Source organism: Aureimonas altamirensis, from assembly GCF_001463885.1.
Classification (GTDB): domain Bacteria; phylum Pseudomonadota; class Alphaproteobacteria; order Rhizobiales; family Rhizobiaceae; genus Aureimonas; species Aureimonas altamirensis.
On the sequence record NZ_BBWQ01000001.1, the window covers coordinates 300,873 to 319,556 of the forward strand.

General features: G+C 63.7%; 18 protein-coding genes. 9 read left to right on the forward strand and 9 right to left on the reverse strand.

The annotated features are described in order from the left end of the window. The first annotated feature begins 22 nt into the window (after window positions 1-22). Complete coding sequence (locus AUL31_RS01365; RefSeq protein WP_060600242.1) at window positions 23-2,707, forward strand: beta strand repeat-containing protein; 2,685 nt, start codon at window positions 23-25, stop codon at window positions 2,705-2,707. A 68-nt stretch (window positions 2,708-2,775) separates the two neighbouring features. Here AUL31_RS01365 and rpoH read toward each other — a convergent pair whose 3' ends face one another. Both rpoH and AUL31_RS01375 read right to left on the reverse strand, forming a co-directional pair. After that, the gene (gene rpoH, locus AUL31_RS01370) at window positions 2,776-3,693 is read right to left on the reverse strand and encodes an RNA polymerase sigma factor RpoH (protein ID WP_039191871.1); all 918 of its coding nucleotides are present in this window, start codon (window positions 3,691-3,693) and stop codon (window positions 2,776-2,778) included. 210 nt (window positions 3,694-3,903) lie between these two features. After that, window positions 3,904-4,818, reverse strand: coding sequence for an RluA family pseudouridine synthase (locus AUL31_RS01375; RefSeq protein ID WP_244489292.1), 915 nt, complete (start codon window positions 4,816-4,818; stop codon window positions 3,904-3,906). 132 nt (window positions 4,819-4,950) lie between these two features. Here AUL31_RS01375 and AUL31_RS01380 point away from each other — a divergent pair, with 132 nt between their 5' ends. Then, window positions 4,951-5,289: a DUF6476 family protein gene (locus AUL31_RS01380; protein ID WP_060600246.1), complete on the forward strand. Its 339-nt coding sequence runs from the start codon at window positions 4,951-4,953 to the stop codon at window positions 5,287-5,289. On the opposite strand, the gene AUL31_RS01385 is transcribed toward AUL31_RS01380, so the two are convergent. After that, on the reverse strand, window positions 5,276-5,827 hold the full coding sequence (locus AUL31_RS01385) for a thermonuclease family protein (RefSeq protein ID WP_060600248.1): 552 nt from the start codon (window positions 5,825-5,827) through the stop codon (window positions 5,276-5,278). The genes AUL31_RS01380 and AUL31_RS01385 overlap by 14 nt on opposite strands. A 250-nt stretch (window positions 5,828-6,077) precedes the next feature. Between AUL31_RS01385 and AUL31_RS01390 the strand changes: the two genes are divergently transcribed. Then, window positions 6,078-6,845 (forward strand): outer membrane protein, encoded by a 768-nt coding sequence (locus AUL31_RS01390; RefSeq protein ID WP_060600251.1) that lies wholly within the window; start codon window positions 6,078-6,080, stop codon window positions 6,843-6,845. 147 nt (window positions 6,846-6,992) lie between these two features. Here the strand turns inward: AUL31_RS01390 and sciP are convergent, their stop codons facing one another. Further along, window positions 6,993-7,286, reverse strand: a complete 294-nt coding sequence (sciP, locus tag AUL31_RS01395) for a CtrA inhibitor SciP (RefSeq protein WP_039191881.1) — start codon at window positions 7,284-7,286, stop codon at window positions 6,993-6,995. 183 nt (window positions 7,287-7,469) lie between these two features. Here sciP and mnmA point away from each other — a divergent pair, with 183 nt between their 5' ends. Continuing rightward, window positions 7,470-8,648, forward strand: coding sequence for a tRNA 2-thiouridine(34) synthase MnmA (gene mnmA, locus AUL31_RS01400; RefSeq protein WP_060600253.1), 1,179 nt, complete (start codon window positions 7,470-7,472; stop codon window positions 8,646-8,648). On the opposite strand, the gene AUL31_RS01405 is transcribed toward mnmA, so the two are convergent. Next, a complete protein-coding gene (locus AUL31_RS01405; RefSeq protein WP_060600255.1) occupies window positions 8,645-9,595 on the reverse strand; it encodes a Gfo/Idh/MocA family protein in 951 nt (316 codons plus the stop codon). The two genes, mnmA and AUL31_RS01405, sit on opposite strands and share 4 nt — an antisense overlap. Before the next feature lie 207 nt (window positions 9,596-9,802). On the opposite strand from AUL31_RS01405, the gene AUL31_RS01410 reads away from it, so the two are divergent. Both AUL31_RS01410 and AUL31_RS01415 read left to right on the forward strand, forming a co-directional pair. After that, complete coding sequence (locus tag AUL31_RS01410; RefSeq protein ID WP_143190095.1) at window positions 9,803-10,021, forward strand: hypothetical protein; 219 nt, start codon at window positions 9,803-9,805, stop codon at window positions 10,019-10,021. Between the two features lie 132 nt (window positions 10,022-10,153). Then, window positions 10,154-10,513 (forward strand): hypothetical protein, encoded by a 360-nt coding sequence (locus tag AUL31_RS01415; RefSeq protein ID WP_060600259.1) that lies wholly within the window; start codon window positions 10,154-10,156, stop codon window positions 10,511-10,513. Window positions 10,514-10,585: 72 nt separating this feature from the next. Here AUL31_RS01415 and AUL31_RS01420 read toward each other — a convergent pair whose 3' ends face one another. Then, on the reverse strand, window positions 10,586-11,803 hold the full coding sequence (locus AUL31_RS01420) for a porin (RefSeq protein WP_060600261.1): 1,218 nt from the start codon (window positions 11,801-11,803) through the stop codon (window positions 10,586-10,588). Window positions 11,804-12,007: 204 nt separating this feature from the next. Then, a complete protein-coding gene (locus AUL31_RS01425) occupies window positions 12,008-12,955 on the reverse strand; it encodes a DMT family transporter (protein ID WP_082646717.1) in 948 nt (315 codons plus the stop codon). Between the two features lie 66 nt (window positions 12,956-13,021). Between AUL31_RS01425 and AUL31_RS01430 the strand changes: the two genes are divergently transcribed. Continuing rightward, window positions 13,022-14,305 (forward strand): Nramp family divalent metal transporter, encoded by a 1,284-nt coding sequence (locus tag AUL31_RS01430; RefSeq protein ID WP_060600263.1) that lies wholly within the window; start codon window positions 13,022-13,024, stop codon window positions 14,303-14,305. Window positions 14,306-14,315: 10 nt separating this feature from the next. Here AUL31_RS01430 and AUL31_RS01435 read toward each other — a convergent pair whose 3' ends face one another. Continuing rightward, window positions 14,316-15,338, reverse strand: a complete 1,023-nt coding sequence (locus tag AUL31_RS01435) for a PdxA family dehydrogenase (RefSeq protein ID WP_060600265.1) — start codon at window positions 15,336-15,338, stop codon at window positions 14,316-14,318. Window positions 15,339-15,428: 90 nt separating this feature from the next. On the opposite strand from AUL31_RS01435, the gene AUL31_RS01440 reads away from it, so the two are divergent. After that, the gene (locus AUL31_RS01440) at window positions 15,429-16,352 is read left to right on the forward strand and encodes an alpha/beta fold hydrolase (protein ID WP_060600268.1); all 924 of its coding nucleotides are present in this window, start codon (window positions 15,429-15,431) and stop codon (window positions 16,350-16,352) included. A 3-nt stretch (window positions 16,353-16,355) separates the two neighbouring features. Then, window positions 16,356-17,579: a rhodanese-like domain-containing protein gene (locus AUL31_RS01445; protein ID WP_060600270.1), complete on the forward strand. Its 1,224-nt coding sequence runs from the start codon at window positions 16,356-16,358 to the stop codon at window positions 17,577-17,579. 3 nt (window positions 17,580-17,582) lie between these two features. On the opposite strand, the gene AUL31_RS01450 is transcribed toward AUL31_RS01445, so the two are convergent. After that, window positions 17,583-18,674, reverse strand: coding sequence for an isocitrate/isopropylmalate dehydrogenase family protein (locus AUL31_RS01450; protein WP_060600272.1), 1,092 nt, complete (start codon window positions 18,672-18,674; stop codon window positions 17,583-17,585). Between the last annotated feature and the right edge of the window lie 10 nt (window positions 18,675-18,684).

Below are 18,684 nucleotides of genomic sequence, written 5' to 3' on the forward strand. Positions count from 1 at the left end.
TTCAGCGTGCGCAAGGTGAATTATGTCTATTGTTATTAAGTATTCCATCCGCGGAACCTCCTCCGATCTTCTCGACCTGCGCACGCCAGGTCGAGAATTCGATCTGGTTGGCGAAGAGATCGTGGTAACGGGCTCGTCGGCAAGCAATGCTGTCTATACGGCGCCGGGGGTAAGCCTGGATGCGAGAAATCTCGCCGGCGGTGAAGATGTCATCATTTTCACGCACGCCTGGTCGGACTATACAAAAAGTGTTTCAGCGGTTCCGGGCGGTATTCTGTTCACATATACAGATTCCGTAAGTGGCCTTACCGAACGGGTAGTCGTCGGCAACGGCGTCAGTGGCCAGACACGCGACAAGTTGATTTTCTCCGACGGTTCCGTTCTGACCCAGAACGCCAACTCGGCGCTCCGGGCCGACATCAACGCCGCGATGTCGGCTGTTGCGGGATATGATGTCGCCCTGACGAACCTCAACGTTGTCACGCAAACCAGCACCGACAGTGTCTACTCGGCTGCGGCTGCGGGAAGCGGAACAGACGGGTCGGGTGCGACATTTGCGATCGGCGAGGCTGGCCAGAAGAGCGTCTATACCGGCACGAGCGCCGTCGACAAAGTCTACGTCAAGGCCGGCTCGATTGTCGATGCGCGCAGTTTGCTTGGTGGCGAAGACATCATCTATTTCACCGGGAACTGGTCGGAATACGCAAAGAGCACAACCGCGGTCTCCGGCGGCATTCAATTTACAAGAAGTATCGGCGGTCGCACGGAAACCGTCACGGTCGGCAATGGTGTTTCCGCGTTGACGCGAGACAAGCTCGTATTCGCCGATGGTGCCGTGCTGACTCAAAACGTCAACGCAGCGCTTCGAACGAACCTGAATGTCTCCATCGACGCCGTAACCGGTTTCGATTCCACGACGACGACGCCGTTTCTATCCGACGTTTCATCCGTGACTTTCAGTGGCGGGCAGAGCTCGGGCCTGACCAACGGGACGGCTAACGCCGGCGATACCGTCGTATTCGACGTCGCGATGAAAAGCGCCGTTACCGTCAGCACGACCGGCGGAACGCCGAGACTGGTTATCAATGTAGGCGGCCAGACGAAGTACGCCGATTATGATGCGGCGTCCTCCACCGGTACGACGCTGCGTTTCAAATACGTGGTCGCCGCCGGCGATAATGACACCAATGGAATTTCCGTCACCGAAAACGCGATCGACCTGCATGGCGGGTCCATCACGATAGACCGCAGCGGAGCGGCCGCCGGACTGAAGCATTCTGCCCTGTCCGACAATACGAGCTTCAAGGTCGATACGACCGCGCCGTCGGTCACCTCGCTTGCAATCGCCGGACAGACCGGGGCCGTCAACCATACGCTCAACGAAGGCGATACGGTCACGCTCGAGGCCTCCTTCGGCGAAGCCGTCTTCGTGACGGGAACGCCGATCCTGCGCGTCAAGGTCGGCACCCAGGATCGCGATGCTGTCTACGTGTCCGGTTCCGGCACGTCCAAGCTCCAGTTCCGCTATACCATCGTATCGGGCGATGTCAACGGCGACGGGCTGGACGACTTCATCGTGGCGGCGCCCAGCAATGACGGGTCGGCCGTCAACGCAGGGCGGGCCTATGTCGTCTACGGGCAGACGGGGGGCGCGACGTTCAACCTCTCGTCCGTGGCAGCCGGCAGCGGGGGCTTCGCCCTGTCGGGCGAAGGCGTCGGCAACAATCTGAGCTGGAGCGTCTCCGCGGCGGGCGACGTCAATGGTGACGGTCTTTCCGACATCCTGGTGGGTGCCCGCTACAACGACTTCAGCGGATCGAATGCCGGCCGTGCCTATGTGGTGTACGGAAAGTCCGGCACAGCCACCGTCCAGTTGACGGATATCGCGCGCAGCTCCGGCGGCTTCGCCATCACCGGCGAGCGTGCGAACGACCAGTTCTCGTTCGACGTCTCCAATGCGGGCGATGTGAATGGGGACGGTCTGGGCGACCTGCTTGTCGGTGCCTGGAACAACCCCACCACCGCCACCAACGCGGGACGTGCCTATCTCATCTTCGGGCGGACCGATGGCGCGATGGGCGGAACCTCCGTCGATGTTCTTGGTGACGCATCCGCCAACGCGCTTGGCGATAGCGGCACGGCGATGACGATCGTTGCGGGGGCGGGCGATGACGTCGTCACGCTCAGCGCGGCGGGCAGCATCGCCTATGGCGGTGCCGGCAACGACACCATCCATATCAACGGCGCGATGATCTCGGCTCTGTCGGCCAAGTACGGCGCGGGCGGCAATGTGGGGCAACTGGCCACGATCGGTGGCGGCAGCGGCATCGATACGCTGACCCTCGACGGAGCGGGCCTGACCCTCGACCTGACACAGGTCAGCAATGCGTCGGCGTCGCTGCCCAATGGTTCGAGCCGTATCACCAGCGTCGAACGTGTGGATCTGACCGGCACAGGCAACAACACGCTGAAGCTGTCGCTCAACGATGTCCTGGACATGAGCGAGGCGAACCTGTTCGCCACCACGGGACGCCACCAGCTCATGGTGACCGGCGATGCCGGTGACACGGTGCAGCTGGCCGGCACCTCAAGCTGGACGAAGTCCGGAACGGTGGATTATGCCGGCGGCACCTACGATGCGTGGAACCACAACAACGCGCTCGGCACGGTGTATGTGCTGCACACGCTGACGGTGTTGCCAGTCTAAGGCAAAAAAGAACCCCCGCGGCCCAGGCCGCGGGGGTTTTCAATCAGGCAGAACGCTTTGCCGTGGCGTCAGGCGGAGATGCGCTCGCGCTCCGGGGCACGCAAAGCGCGCTCGGCGGCCTCGGCGTTTTCGCGAACCGCCTTCTGAACCTTCTCGAACGCACGCACCTCGATCTGGCGTACGCGTTCGCGGCTGATGTCGAACTCGTCCGACAGGGCCTCCAGCGTCAGCGGATCTTCCGAAAGGCGACGAGCCTGGAAGATGCGCTTCTCACGGTCGTTCAACCCGTCCATGGCGCTTTCCAGCATGGCGCGGCGCTGATCCAGCTCGTCTTCGCGGACCAGGACCTCTTCCTGGCTTTCGCTCTGGTCGACGAGCCAGTCCTGCCATTCGCCGGACTCGCCTTCGGTTGCCCTGATCGGGGCATTGAGGGACGCGTCGCCCGACAGGCGACGGTTCATCGACACGACTTCCTCTTCGCTGACGCCGAGCTGCGTGGCGATCTGGTTCACCTGATCGGGCCGCAGATCGCCCTCGTCCAGCGCCTGGATGCGGCTCTTCATCTTGCGCAGATTGAAGAACAAACGCTTCTGGTTGGCCGTGGTGCCCATCTTGACGAGGCTCCACGAGCGGAGAATGTATTCCTGGATGGAGGCCTTGATCCACCACATGGCGTAGGTTGCGAGGCGGAAGCCCCGATCCGCGTCGAAGCGCTTGACCGCCTGCATCAGGCCGACATTGCCTTCGGACACGACTTCGCCGATGGGGAGCCCGTAGCCGCGGTACCCCATTGCGATCTTGGCCACCAGGCGCAGATGGCTCGTCACGAGCTTGTGGGCCGCATTGCGATCGTCATGCTCGGCATAGCGCTTGGCGAGCATGTACTCTTCCTGCGGCTCGAGCATGGGGAAGCGACGGATTTCTTCCAGGTAGCGGGACAGGCCGCCTTCGCCGGAAGCGATACTGGGTAGGTTGGCATTCGCCATGGATAGCCCTCCGATATGACGGTCGCCATCAGGCCAACCGTGCGGGCCGCCCGCCGGTCAGCCGGGGCAGCTCCAGAGTGATATGGGTATTCTTCAAGGCGAATGCACGGCCACGACATCACATGTCGTGTGAAACGCACCGTTCACCGAACGCGGTTCACCCGTCTCAAAAACGCGACAGCGGTGCGATCCCATCGCACCCGCGTCTGCTCAACGTCGCAAGGCGGCGACCAGTTCCTGCATGTCGGCCGGAAGGGGAGACTCGAAGTGCATCGCCTGAGTGGTGACGGGGTGCTCGAAGGCAAGAAACCCGGCATGCAGCGCCTGCCGCGGAAAGGTCATGGCTATTGTGCGGACAGGCTCTTCCAGCCGCTCCGCCTTGCTGCGGAACCCCAGGCCATAGAGCGGGTCGCCAAGCAGCGGATGGCTGATATGCGCCATGTGCACGCGGATCTGGTGGGTGCGCCCCGTCTCCAGTCGGCATTCCACCAGGGCGGCATCGTCGCCGAATATTTCCTCGACATGATAATGCGTGACGGCGTGCCGTGCATCCGAACGGCTGGCTTGTACCACCGCGCGCTTGATACGGTCCGTCGCGGAGCGGCCCAAAGGCGCGTCGACGGTGCCGTCGCGCCGGTGCGGCACACCCCAGACGAGCGCCCGGTAACGCCGTTCCATGCGGCCGTCGCGGCCGTGGGCCGCAAACTGCGCGGCAAGCGATGTGTGCGCAACGTCGGACTTGGCTACCACCATGACGCCCGACGTATCCTTGTCGAGGCGATGGACGATGCCGGGTCGACGGACGCCACCGACACCCGACAGGCTGTCGCGGCAGTGGTGCAGCAGCGCGTTGACCAGTGTCCCCGACCAGTTGCCGGCGGCGGGGTGGACCACCATGCCGGCCGGCTTGTCGATCACGATGACGGCTTCGTCTTCATACAGGACGGAAAGGGGGATCGCTTCCGGCCTGGGGTCGGCCTCGGCCGGCTCCGGCAGCACGACGAAGAAGCTTTCTCCCGCCGCGACCTTGCGGCGCGCCTGGCCAATGGTTTGGCCGTCGGCGAGGGTGACTCCACCGCCCGCGATGATCCACTGCACGCGGTTGCGCGAGACATCGCCACCCATCGCTTCCGCAAGGAACTGGTCCAGACGTTTGCCGACGGCTTCCGCCGGGACGTCGAAGCGGGTTGCCTCGACCTCTTCTTCTTCTGTACTCAGGTGCGAAATAGCCATGGACCGAAAGTGCGATTGAGGAATATGACGGACGCGAACACGGAAGCCGAAGGCGTAATCGACCCAGCCACGGAACGGCTGCGCCGCAAGATGGTGCGCCTTCTGGCGGTCTCCATCGGCATCATGTTCGTCGGGGTTATGGCCGTCTTGGCCGCGGTTGTCTACCGAACCGGCGATTCGGCCGGTCCGGAACAGGGCGCCGAAATCGCGTTGGCCCTGCCGGCCGGGTCCGAGGTGGCCGAAACATCGCTGAATGGAGACACGATCCTGGTTCGCGTCTTCATGCCGGAAGGGGAGGAGATCATCCTCTTCGACCGGCGCGACGGCTCTATCATAAACCGGTATCCGCTCAACCGCCCTTGAGGCGACCGGCGTTCGCCTCGGCGGGAAGGCGCGTGCCGCGTCGCCAGTCCGCCGGGGGCGTAAAGTGCCCGTCCCAAAGCCCACGGCCCGCACGACGGGCCTCGCGCTCGGCGCGGCCGTAGCGGCCGTCACTGTAGCGCCCATATTCGACGGCCCAGCCGTCGGCCACCATAGCGGCATTGATGCTGACGCCGTCCGGCCGGAAGCATTCGGCAACGATCCGGCCATACCTGTCTCTGTCCATCTCGACACAGGAGAGGCGGCCGTTGCGACCGACAAGACGATTTAGATGCTCGGCCGACCGTGCGCCGCACAGGTAGGAAACGCCGCCAGAATCCCGGCACCTCTGCCGGCCCTCGGGCGCGTCGATACCGTACAGCCGGATACGCGCCTTCGTACCCGAAACGATCAGCGTGTCGCCGTCGACGATCTCGACCCGCTCGGCATGGACGCCGCCGCCCGCCGACTCGGCAGGATTGGCTGCTCCGCCGATGACGAGAGCGGCGAAACAGATGAGAATGTGGCGGAGAACTGGCACTTGCGATTGCTCGTATTTCGGCTTTTTCAGCTACCGATTGTGCGCTGAAACCGCTGATTCCGCGAGTGTTTTTTCGCCTTCCAGTGGCATCTGTGGCCGATCTGCGACAGTCGGTGACTATCCTGAATTAGGCCATTGTTCGGCCCCAAGCAGCATCCATATCGGCGTCACGCAACTGACGCGTCAACCGAACCGAGGCAGCTCCCAAGCTCATGGTTCGGCGGTAATGCAGAGTATTGAGGGGTTTCTTATGAACCGTTTTGCACTTCTTCTCGGCTCCGTAGCCTTCGTCACGCCCGCCATGGCCGCGGACGTCATCTACGAAGAGCCCGTAGCGCCCGCACCGGTCGTCGCCTACGAGCCGGCCTTCACCTGGACCGGCTTCTATGTCGGTGGCCAGGCCGGCGTTGCGTTCAACCGCGACTCGGGCCTGTTCTCGTCGGACAATTCCGGCTTCACCGGCGGCAATGATGATGGCCAGTCGGGCTTCATCGGCGGCGGTCACATCGGTTACGACTACCAGGTCGGCAACTTCCTGGTCGGCGCCGTGGCTGACCTCAGCTACATCGACGCGACGTCGTCTTCCGATTACACGTTCGGCGGCACCACCATCTATGGCGCTGAGCAGAAGATCGACTATGTCGGTACCGTCCGCGCCAAGCTCGGCTATGCGGCCGACCGCTTTGCCGTGTACGCCACGGGCGGTCTCGCCTATGGCGACACCAAGAACAGCTACCTCGGCGACTCGCTCACCACGATCAACGGCACGGCCTACAACGTCTCGGTGTCGGAAGACACGGACGACGTCGGCTACTCGGTCGGCGCCGGCGTCGACTACCTGGTGACGCAGAACTTCTCGCTGGGTGTCGAGTACCTCTACACCGACCTCGGCGATTCCAAGCTCGACATCGCCTACACCCCGGTTGCCGGTGGCACCCCGGGCGTCCTGACGACGTCGTCCAGCACGGACCTCGACTTCCACACGGTTTGGGCGAAGGCTTCCTTCCGCTTCAACTAAGATGTGGCGGGCCGGCAACGGCCCTCGGTCTGGAAGGGCTCCCGGGAAACCGGGGGCCTTTTTTGTTGCCCATCGGCGAGCGGACATAAAAAAAGGCGCCACCCGAAGGCGGCGCCTTATCGATTCGCTCCAGACGCCCGAAAGGGCCTAATGTCGGAGCTCGACTTTCTTGCGGTACTCCTGAAGCTGCGTTGTGCGCAGCCCGGCGAGCCCATGCCTGTCGATGGATGCCTGCCAGGAGAGGAACTCCTCGACCGTCAGGGTATATTTCGAACACGCCTCGTCCAGGCTCAGCAGCCCGCCGCGCACGGCGGCAACCACCTCTGCCTTCCGCCGGATAACCCAGCGGCGCGTGTTGGACGGGGGCAAGTCCGCCACGGTCAGCGGGCTGCCATCCGGCCCGATGACGTATTTCACTCTCGGTCTAACCTGATCGGTCATTGTACTCTCTACACATTGCAAGGACCCAATCGCCGACTGAAGCTAGACCACTGCCTTTAAAAATTTCGCTAACCCACTCGTAACAAATCGCTAACCTGTCTTAACCGGATGCTGCGTTCGCATTTCCCGGCGCAATGGGCTATATGACGCCCAAGGACACGAACCTGAAATTCGAACCCGCCCATGCCGAACAGTCTCGACCTTTCAAAGCCACCGTCGGAAACCCGCGTCGTTGTCGCGATGTCGGGCGGCGTGGATTCGTCCGTCGTCGCCGCCATCATGAAAGCGGAAGGCTACGAGGTGATCGGCATCACGCTGCAACTGTATGACGGTGGCGCCTCGGCCCGCCGCGCCGGTGCATGCTGTGCGGGGCAGGACATCCACGATGCCCGCCGCACCGCCGAAATCCTCGGCATCCCGCATTACGTGCTGGATTACGAGGACAAGTTCCGCGAGCAGGTCATCAATCCCTTTGCCGAAAGCTACATGGCTGGGGAAACGCCCATTCCGTGCGTGGCCTGCAACCAGACAGTCAAGTTCAAGGATCTGCTCGCCACCGCGCGGGATCTGGGCGCGGACGTCCTTGCAACGGGCCACTACATCGAAAGCCGGGCCAACGGGGCGCATCGCAGCCTGTATCGCCCGGTCGACCTGAACCGCGACCAGAGCTACTTCCTGTATGCGACGACGCAGGAGCAGGTGGACTTCCTGCGCTTTCCGCTGGGGCGCCTGACCAAGCCGGAAACGCGCGCGATTGCACAGGCGCATGGGCTTGGGGTCGCCAGCAAGCCGGACAGCCAGGATATCTGCTTCGTCGCCAATGGCCGGTATACGGATGTCATCCAGAAGCTTCGCCCCAACGCGGGAGAGCCGGGAGACATCCGCCATCTGGATGGCCGGGTCCTTGGCCGTCATGACGGTGTCGTGGGCTTCACGGTTGGGCAGCGCAAGGGCATCGGCGTGGCGACGGGAGAGCCGCTCTATGTCGTCTCCATCGATGCGCGCCGCAGGATCGTGACCGTCGGGCCACGGAGCGCGCTCCAGACGCGCCATCTCCGCCTGCGCGACGTGAACTGGCTGGGAGACCGGAGCATCGAGGAGACCGCGGCAAGCGGCATCGATGGCTTGATGGTGAAGGTGCGGTCGGCGCGGCCGCCTGCACCGGCACGGCTGACGCTCGTGGATGGCGACATCCGCGTGGAACTGCTGGCCGGAGAAGAGGGTGTCTCACCCGGCCAGGCCTGTGTCTTCTATGAGGGTGACGGCGTCGGCGCCAAGGTCTTGGGTGGCGGTGTCATTTCCGCGACAGAGCGGGTCGAGACTGCATTGGAAACGCCGGCGGAAATGGCGGCGGCGCTTTAGCCCCGACGCGGCGACGCCTGTTCGAGAAGGCGCACCACCAAAGCTGCTTCCTGCGGGCCGGTGCGCGGGGTCTGCCGTGTTTCGACGCAATGCAGGAAATGGCGCAGTTCCGCGTCCAGCGGCAGGCCGGCCGGCGTCGGCAGAAATTCCGGTTCGGCCTGGGTGAAGGAGAAACCGTCTCCCTCTCGCCAGACCTGATGCCCCCAGAACGCCAGCTTCTGCCCATCCGGCTGCAGATCGTCGAAGGTGAGCATCCCTTCCGTGCCGATGGCGCTGAGGCGCCTGTCCCGGAAGGGCGAGATGCGGGAGACGTGAATTTCGGCCGTTATGCCGTTGCCGAAGGCCAGGCGAAGATCGGCCACATCGGCTTCGTCGGACAGGACCGTCTGGCGCAACGTCTGCATGTCGACGTCGTATGTTCCGGCAAGCGCGATGACGAGCGACAGATCGTGCGGGGCAAGATCCCAGACGGCGTCCATCCCCAGGAAGCGGCCAAGGCCGAGGCGCGTGGCCACGATATGCTTGAGGGTTCCGATGCGTCCGGCCTTGACCTGGCGGACCAGCTCCTCGAAGACGGGGTGGAAGCGCAGGACGTGACCGACCATCAACACCCGTCCGCGGTCCCTGGCCAAAGCGACGCTGGCTTGCGCATCGGCAGGCGCCAGCGCGATCGGCTTTTCGATCAGCACGTCCTTGCCGGCCGCCAGGATTTTCTGACCGATCTCCGCGTGAAGGCGCGGTGGCAGGGCCAGGACAACGGCCTGGATGTCGTGCCGCTGCAGAATATCGTCCAAAGGCAGGGCAGGGATGCCGTGTTCGGCCGAGAGGGCAGCCGCACGGTCGGGGTCGTTGTCGCTGATGGCGGCAAGAGCGCCTATGCCGGCCAGTGTCCGCACATGGTTGCGGCCCCATTGGCCGCAGCCGACCACCGCTGCCTTCACAGTCATGTCGCATCCTTTGCCGGTTCGCTAAAAAGGGGAGGTAACGCCGCTGCGCCGCGGGCGCAAGCCGGCAACGTCGATCCCCTCAAGCCGAAGGGCTGCCATCACCTTTTGCTCTAGATGAATCTTGTGTGACGGCACTGGTATTTGGCTGTGTTTGTGCCATCCTGTCGCTATGGGCCGGTGGCCCTCGCAGACGGCATGGAGGCGACGATGAGCGGCAAGGCATTCGAAAATGGCAAGAAGGATCATGGGCGCGGGTTGCCGCGCACGGCATGCGCCTACAAGCCGGGCACGCCCGAATTCGCCGCGTGGAATGAGGGCTGGGGCGAGGCGATGAGCGTTGCTGCCTACGTCTCCGCGCCGGCGGTCGGTGGGTCGCACAAGAAGCAGGAGCCGGAACCCGCAGCGCGGCTACTGGGCATCCTGTAGCGTCATCCGGATCAGACCGCATTTTCAAGGGGCCGTAAGGCCCCTTTTCCGTTTCGGTGCCCGCTGGAGCGCGGAACCGCCAGGCGTATTGCCCGTTGGTGGCTCGAAAGCCTGAAACAGGAGAATACCGAAATGAAATTGCGTACGCTTGGTCTCGCCACGACGCTCGCCGCCTTCACGTTTGGCGCGAGTGCGCAGGCGCAGGTGGTCAGGATCATCGAGCTCGACGACAACGTCGTCGTGCCGGCGTTCAACATCACTGTGGGCGAACTGGAAAAGCAGGCGCTGACCGACGCCGCCGGCAACCGGATCGGCGATATCGAGGAGGTCATCGGGACCGCCGAAGCCGGCCCGACGGCGCTGGTCATCGACCTGGAGAACTCCGACCTGGACGTGATCGTACCGCTGGAGCGCTTCCAGAACACGAACGGCGTTCTGACGGTGAACATGACGCCTGAGGAACTTGCCGCACTGCCGGCTTATGACGATTGACCGACAGGCGGGCGAGTCCGTCTGGTGACTGTGTCAAGGAGGGCTGCCGAAAGGCAGCCCTCCTTATGCGTTTTAGAAGTTACGCTGGAACCGCAGGAAACCGGAGGTCTGGTCGCTGGAGGCAACCCCGCCGAAGTCGATGTTCTGGTACTTCACCTCGGCCAGGACGTTCATGTTCTTGGTCAGGTCGTAGCCGATATCGCCGACGACTGCCCAGTACTCGGCGGACGACGAGGTGAAGCCCGTCGGCGAGGTGGTGTCGACGAAGATGTAGTCGAAGGTCTCGCCGTACCGGCCGGAAACGCCTGCCGTCAGCTTGTTGAACTTCTGCGAGTAACCGGCGCCGACCGACCACTCCAGAACCAGCGGGAACGAGCCGGGCGTCGGATTCTCGAGCGTCGGGTTGCTCGGGATCAGTCCGCCGGCCGTCGAGAAGCCACTGATGATGGCGTAGCTCGTCGGGTCCGATGCCCAGTGGCCGTCGACCTTGAGAACCGAAGACTCCGTCAGGACATCCTTGAGGGTCAGGCCGGCCTTCAGTGCGAAGGCGTCGTTGCTGCCGTCGACGTCACGCGTCGGGATGAGCGGGAAGAACGACGTCAGGCGGCCGAGGTCTTCACGGTTGAAGGTTTCGTCATAGACGGCCGACAGGAATACGCCGCCCCATCCATCCGTGTAGGTGAGCTTGCCATGGACGTCGGGCGCGATGTCGCCGGTGCCGTCATCTTCAAGGCCGAGCGTGGCCGCGAAGTTGCCCGTGGTGAAGGTGTAGGACACCTGATTGGTGTTGAAGTCGCCGACCGGAAGGTCGTCGTCGGTCGGCAGGCCATCTTCGATGCCCGCAACGTCGGAAGACCACAGCGTGTCACGATAGCCGGCGAGGAAACCGCCGAGCTGCAGGAAGCCGCGGATCATCGCGAACTCGTCCTCGACCGACGCGCCATTGTTCTGCGCCTGGATGCGGAAATAGGCGCGCAGCGTGCCGAGATCCGTCTCTTCACGAACGTCAAGATTGATACGGGCGCGGACGGCCGACAGGGCCTGGTAGTCGTCACCCTCAGAATTCGTGACCGGGCTGCCGGCGACGTTATACTGGAAACGAAGATAACCGCTGGTCTTCAGGCAGGTCTCGGTGCCCGGAATATAGTAGAAGCCCGTGCCGTACACGTCGCAGACGCGCACATATTCCACGGGCTCGGGCTCGACGACCACGATCGCATCGGCCGCACGGGCACCGGATACTGCGACGAGAGCCGCAGCGGAGCCAAGAAGAAGGCCCTTGATATTCATTGAGGAACTCCAGCACGTTGTTTGTAAGGACGCCTTATCTTCCGATTCGGCGCTCGAAAACCTTGGGTTCTTGTTTTTGGCTTTCGCAACCAACGGTTAGATATTGGTTCGTCACAAGCAAGCTGGAACTCGCCCTCTGCAGGCCATGTATGTATCAGAATGTATCAGACGTGGTAATTTTGCAACGAATGTTGCGTAGCGGTGTCACCTGCGGCGCGTGGCGGAGTACTCGGCAAAGCCGATGCCCGTGATGATGAACAGGGCCGCAACGAGCTGATACGGCGCCATACGTTCGCCCAGGATGGCAACGGACATGAGGGCGCCGAAAACGGGGACGAGGTTGATGAACAGGCTTGCCCTGTTGGCGCCGACGGCCTCCACGCCGCTGACGTAGAAAAGCTGTGCCAGGATCGAGGGAAAGATCGTCGTATAGGCGACGATCATCCATCCGGACGTATCCAGCAGCGCCACTTCGGAGACAAGGCGGCCGAAGCCGCCGCCGAACAGAAGCTGCAGGATCAGGGACGAGATTGCGGCAAACAGGCTGGTGAGCAGAAGGAAGCTCTGCCATCCGATGCGCGGCCGATAGCGCAGGCACAGCGAATGCGCGGCATAGCACAGGCACCCCAGCACCATCATGACGTCGCCTATGTTGAGGTGAAGCTGAAGTAGGCGCTGCGGGGCGCCGCCGGAGGCGACATGCAGGACGCCGTAGATCGCCAGAGCGACGCCCATGAGATGAAGGGCGGAGCTGCCGATGCGGAAAAGCGAGAAGCTGCCGATCATCACGAAGACTGGGATGACCGCCTGGATCATCGCGACGTTGATACCGGACGTATACAGCGTGGCGCTGTACAATAGCGCGTTGAAGCTGGTGAACCCGATAATGCCATAGAAGGCAAGCCAGCCGATGCCGGCGCGAATGTGCGGCCAGTCCCGGCGCAGGCCGGGCAGCGCGAAGGGCAGGATGGCCAGCGCCGCGAAGGCCCATCGCAGGGAGGATAGCGATAGCGGCCCCAGCGCGCCGGCCGCAAGCTTGCCGGCGATGACGTTGCCGCCCCAGAAGCAGGCGGCCAGCGTCAGGAGGATAAGCGGCACGATTTCGGGGCGCCGCCGTACGGCACGCGAACGCGCGACATTGTCTTTTGACATTCCATACCTCCCGCGCCGCTCTAGGTTGGGGTCACCAACTTGTCAAACCGGAGTGAGCGAGAACTGATGTCGGATAGCAGAGCCGTGGTCGACGAGACCGGATTTCCCGATGCCGGCGACCCGCCCCGGCGCGGGCGCTGGAAACTGATCGGCCCGGGCATCGTGGCGGCCGCCACTGGCGTGGGCGCCGGCGACCTGGTCGCCACGCTCATTGCCGGGTCGCGTTTCGGATATGCGTTGATGTGGGCGGCCGTCGTGGGCTGCATCGTCAAGATCGCCCTCGCCGAGGGGTCGGCCCGCTACCATCTGGCGACCGGGTCCACCATCCTCGACGGGTGGCGGTCTCTCGGGCGATGGACGAGCTGGTATTTCGGCATCTACATCATGATCTGGGGCTTCGTTTACGGCGCGACGGCCATGAGCGCGAGCGCGCTTCCGCTGGCTGCCCTGTTTCCGTTTCTGCCGCTGTGGGCGTGGGCGATGATCACCGGCATCTCCTGCGCGATCTTCGTGGCGCTCAACCGCTACGAAGTCTTCGAAAACATCATGAAGGTCTTTATCGGCGTGATGTTCGTAATCGTGGTCGGCATCGCGATCCTGGTGGCGCCAAATGTCGGCGAAGCCTTCATGGGGCTGATCCCCAGCGTGCCGCAGGGCTCGGCCATCTATACGCTGGGCCTGATCGGCGGCGTCGGCGGAACGATCACCATGGCGTCCTACGGATATTGGGTGAACGCCAAGGGTTGGCGTTCGCCGAAATGGATGGGCGTCATGCGATTGGACAACCGTGTCGCCTACGGCGTCACCGGCCTGTTCGTGATCGCCATGCTGATCATCGGTGCGGAACTTCTGTACACGGCGCAGATCACGCTTTCATCGGGAGACCGCGGGTTGCTGGATCTCGACGCGGTGCTGGAAGAGCGCTTCGGCGGTTTCGTGTCGAAGCTCTTCCTGGTCGGCTTCTTCGCCACGGCCATCTCCTCCGTTCTTGGGGTGTGGCAGGGCGTGTCGTTGCTGTTCGCCGATTTCTGGCGCAACCTGCGTGGCGGCTCCGGTGCACGCAGCGACCTGCAGACCAGCCCGGCTTTCCGCTTCTACCTGTTCTGGCTGACGATCCCCCCGATGGTGCTGCTGGCCTTCGGACGGCCGTTCCTGCTGGTCATCATCTATGGTGCGCTCGGCGCGTTCTTCATGCCGTTCCTTGCGCTGACGCTCATCGTGCTTCTGAACTCCAGCCGCGTGCCGGCCGAATGGCGCAGCGGGTGGGTATCGAACGGCCTGCTCGGCCTTTCCGCAGCGCTCTTCATCGTGCTCTGCCTGAATGAGATCTGGCAGCTCGTGGCGGGCTGAAGCTCCGTTGTCAGGCCGCGGCCTCGGCCGCGGTCTGGCGTCTTGCGGCAAGCCGCGCCGCCAGACGCAGGGCGGCTTCCATCGCGCCCGCATCGGCAATGCCCCTGCCGATAATATCGAAGGCCGTGCCATGGGCCGGCGTGGTAAAGACCGTGGCAAGCCCGGCAGTCACCGTGACGCCCTGGTTGAAGCCCTTCAGCTTCGTCGCGATCTGTCCCTGGTCGTGATACATCGCGAGAACGCCATCATAAGCACCGCCAAATGCCTTGAGATAGACCGTGTCGGCGGGGAAGGGGCCTTCGCAGGCATAGCCTTCCGCGGCCATGGCCGCGACGGCAGGCGCGATCGTGTCTATCTCCTCGCTGCCGAACAGCCCGTTTTCTCCGGCATGCGGATTGAGGGCCGCAACGGCAAGGCGCGGTTGCTCGATGCCGGCACGCCGCATCGTATCCACCGCCAGGCGGATGGCATTGCGGATGGATGACGCGTCGATCTGGTCGAGGGCCTGTCGCAGGGAAACATGCGAGGTCACGCGCGACATCCACCACTGGCCAAGAACATTCATCTCGCTGAAATAGCCTCGATGGCCCAGAAGGTGTGCGAACATCTTGTGCTCGTCCGGAAAGCGCCATCCGCCATCGAACAAGGCGCGCTTGTTCAGCGGGGCGAAGCTTACCGCATCGACCGAACCGGCAATGGCAAGGTCGATCGCGGCCTTCAACGTATCGCCGGTCACCCTGCCGGAGCCGGCATCGGCGATCCCGACGGGAAAGTGCGACGGATCGGTGTTCTTAAGATCGATCATCGGGATGGCCTCGCCGCTCCAGTCTGCTTGCGAAGGGTCGAGGCATGGCCGCATCTCGAACGGCTTTCCGGCCCGGCGTTGGCCTTCCTCGAAAACCCTGGCATCCCCGATCAGCAGCAGGCGGGCGTCATCGGCAACCCTGCGCTCTGCGACGATTGTCGCGACCAGCTCCGGTCCGATCCCGGTGCAGTCGCCGGCCGTAAGCGCGATGATCGGTCTGTGCGGCATGGTTCCCTCCCACAACTGTCTATTATCAACTGTTGACAATTTTGCGAGGCAAAGCAAGATGCCCGTCGCGACAAACCGGGAGGAACGGGAATGTCTCGACCAGCGGAATCAGCCATCCATCCGGCCAGCAGCCTTTTGCCAGGCTTCGACCATAAGGGGCTGCGCACGGCGGGAGCCGACATCAACTACGCTGTCGGCGGAAGCGGGCCCCCGCTGCTCTTGCTGCATGGCAATCCGCTGACGCATGTGAGCTGGCACAAGGTGGCGCCGTCGCTGGCCGAACGGTTCACCGTCGTCATCCCGGATCTGCGCGGATACGGGGACAGCTCCAAACCCGATGGAGGCGAAGACCATTCCGCCTACAGTTTCCGGGCCATGGCGCAGGACAATATCGAGCTGATGCGTAGTCTCGGCTTCGATCGCTTCCAGCTGGCCGGCCATGACCGTGGCGCCCGCGTGGCGTTTCGGATGGCGCTCGACGCGCCCCAGGCGGTCAGCCGGTTGGCCGCGCTGGACATCGTTCCGACCTATGAGCTCTTGTCCAATGTGACGCTGGGATGGGGTCTGGAAAGCTATCACTGGTTCTTCATGGCCCAGAAAGCGCCATTTCCGGAGCGGCTCATCGGAGCAGACCTCGAATATTACATCGACTACAAGCTCAACAAGAAGGGTGTGGGTCTCTCGATCTTCGATCCCCGCGCCTTCGCGGAATACAAGCGATGCACGACGCATGAGCAGATCCATGCCGTCTGCGAGGACTACCGCGCGACGGTGACGGTCGATCACCAAATGGATGCGGCGGACAGGGCCGCCGGCCGCAGGATCGAATGCCCCGTGCTGGTGCTCTGGGGCAGCAACAGCCATGTCGGTCGGCATCTGAAGCCGATGGAAAGCTGGAGCCGCTGGGCGGACGATCTGCGCGGCCATGCCATAGAGACGGGTCATTACCCGGCCGAGCAAAGGCCTGATCTCGTGCTTGCCGCTTTCGAAAACTTCTTCGATCCGGCGGGCTGAAGGATGGCCGGAGCGATCTCAGCGCGCGAGGCCAGGCACCGCGTGCACGGCGCGGGTGAAATCGCCTTTCTGGATATTCGCGATGCCGGGCCATATGTCGCCGGACATCCTTTGCTGGCGGTTCCCTGTCCTGTCGGCCGGTTCGATGCGGACCTGCACTGGCTGGTCCCACGCCGCAGTTGCCCCGTCCTGCTCGTCGATGGCGGCGACGGTACGGCGGCAGGGGCTGCCGACCGGATGTCGGCATTCGGATATGGCGACGTATGTTGGATCGAGGGCGGCGTACAAGGGTGGGCCGATGCCGGCTATACGCTCTACGAAGGCGTCAACGTGCCCAGCAAGACGCTGGGTGAACTTCTGGACGTCGAATGGCGGGTGCCCCGCATAAAGGCGGATGCACTCGCGGACTGGCAATCGGAAGCCAGGGCGTTTCATCTGTTCGACGGTCGGCCGGTCGAAGAGTTCAGCCGGACGACGATACCGGGCGCACGGAACGCTCCGAATGGCGAGCTGGTCCACCGCGCAATGGAGTATTTTTCAGACGAGGCGCCGGTGGTCATCTGCTGCGCCGGGCGAACCCGCAGCATCATCGGCGCCGCCAGCGTGGCGCTGGCCGGGTTCAGGCAGCCGGTCTACGCCCTGGAAAATGGTACGAGAGGCTGGCTTCTTTCGGGCCGCCACCTGATGCGCGACGCCGGCGCGCAAGCGCTTCCGCTTCTCGGTGCGCAAGCCTTGCAGGCAAGCCGCGCCAGGGCGCGGGACCTGATCCGTCAAAGCGGCCTGTCCTGCATAGAGGCCGGCAATGTTGCGGCAATGCAGGCGGAGCCCGGCCGGACGACCTTTCTGATCGATGTCCGCTCGCATGAGGAGTTCGCGGCCGGCAGTCTTGCCGGCGCGGTCCATGCGCCCTTTGTCCAACTGGTGCAGGCAAGCGACCGGTTTGTCGGCGTCCGCCGGGCCCGGCTTGTGCTGGTGGACGATACGGGCCTGCGCGCCGCGTTGGCAGCCGTGTTTCTGCAGGCAATGAATTTCGAGGTGCATTTGCTGATCGGGGCAGAGATGTCGGCCGTGCCGACGTGGCCGAACGGTCGTACCGTTCCGCCGCCGCCTCCGCAGGATGACAGCCCGGATGCCGCACGGCGATATCTGGAATGGGAAACGGGGCTGGTCGGCAGGCTGGACGCCGAGGAAAGGGCCGAGTTCCGCATCGGCCCATCCCCGTTCTGACAATCAGGCGGCTGCCGCTCCGGCTTCTGTCCCGATTGCCCTGACGATGCCTTCCAGCATGTCCTGCGTTCCGCCGGTGCCGTTGATGTCGCGCGTGCGCGTGGCCGTGTCGGACAGCGCGACCGCGATTGCCGATTGCAGCAGGCGCGCGGCCTCCACGGCCTCGCCGATGCCGCGATCGCGCCCCAGCCATTCCACCATCATCCGGGCGGATTCGATCATGGCGAACGGGTTGGCGATGCCCTTGCCGGCAATGTCCGGGGCCGAGCCATGGGTTGCCTGCGCCATGGCGATGGCGCCTTCTCCGATGCACAGGCCCGGCGCCATCCCGAGGCCGCCGACCAGCCCCGCCGCCTCGTCGGTCAGTATGTCGCCGAACATGTTGGTGGTGACGATGGTATCGAAGCTTTGCGGATCGCGGATGAGCCGGAGCGCCATCGTGTCCACGATCACCTCGTCCATCCGCACATCCGGAAACTCGGCGGCGACGCGGTGGCACTCTTCCACGAACATGCCGCAGCCCAGCTTGAAGACGGTATTCTTGTGAACGACCGTCAGATGCTTGCGGCGCTGCCGCGCGATCTCGAAGGCGGCTCTTGCGACGCGTGACGAGCCCTGGCGCGTTATGACGCGAACGGAGATGGTGGTGTCTTCCGTGGGGCGGAACTCGCCGGAACCCGCAACCACGTTGCGGTCCGGCTGGAAGCCTTCGTTGTTTTCGCGCACGATCACCAGGTCGATATCGTCGCGCAGCGCGCCGAGGCCGGGAAAGGCCCGCGTCGGCCGGACATTGGCAAACAGGTTGAAATGCTTGCGCATGATCGGATGCGGATTGATGGCGCCGTCGACCTTCGGGTAGGCCTGATGCCCGATGGGCCCGAGGATGAACCCGTCCAGTTTGGCAAGTTCCTCCAGCGTATCGCGCGGCAGCGTGGTGCCGAGCGTATCCAGCGCGCGCCGGCCAATCGGAAACGGGCGCCAATCGATCGCAAGCCCGCTGGCGCGCGCGGCGGCTTTCACCGCAGCCACCGCGGCCGGCACGATCTCATGGCCGATGTCGTCGCCTTCGAGGATGCCGATCTTCAAGTGCGTCATGGGACTGCCT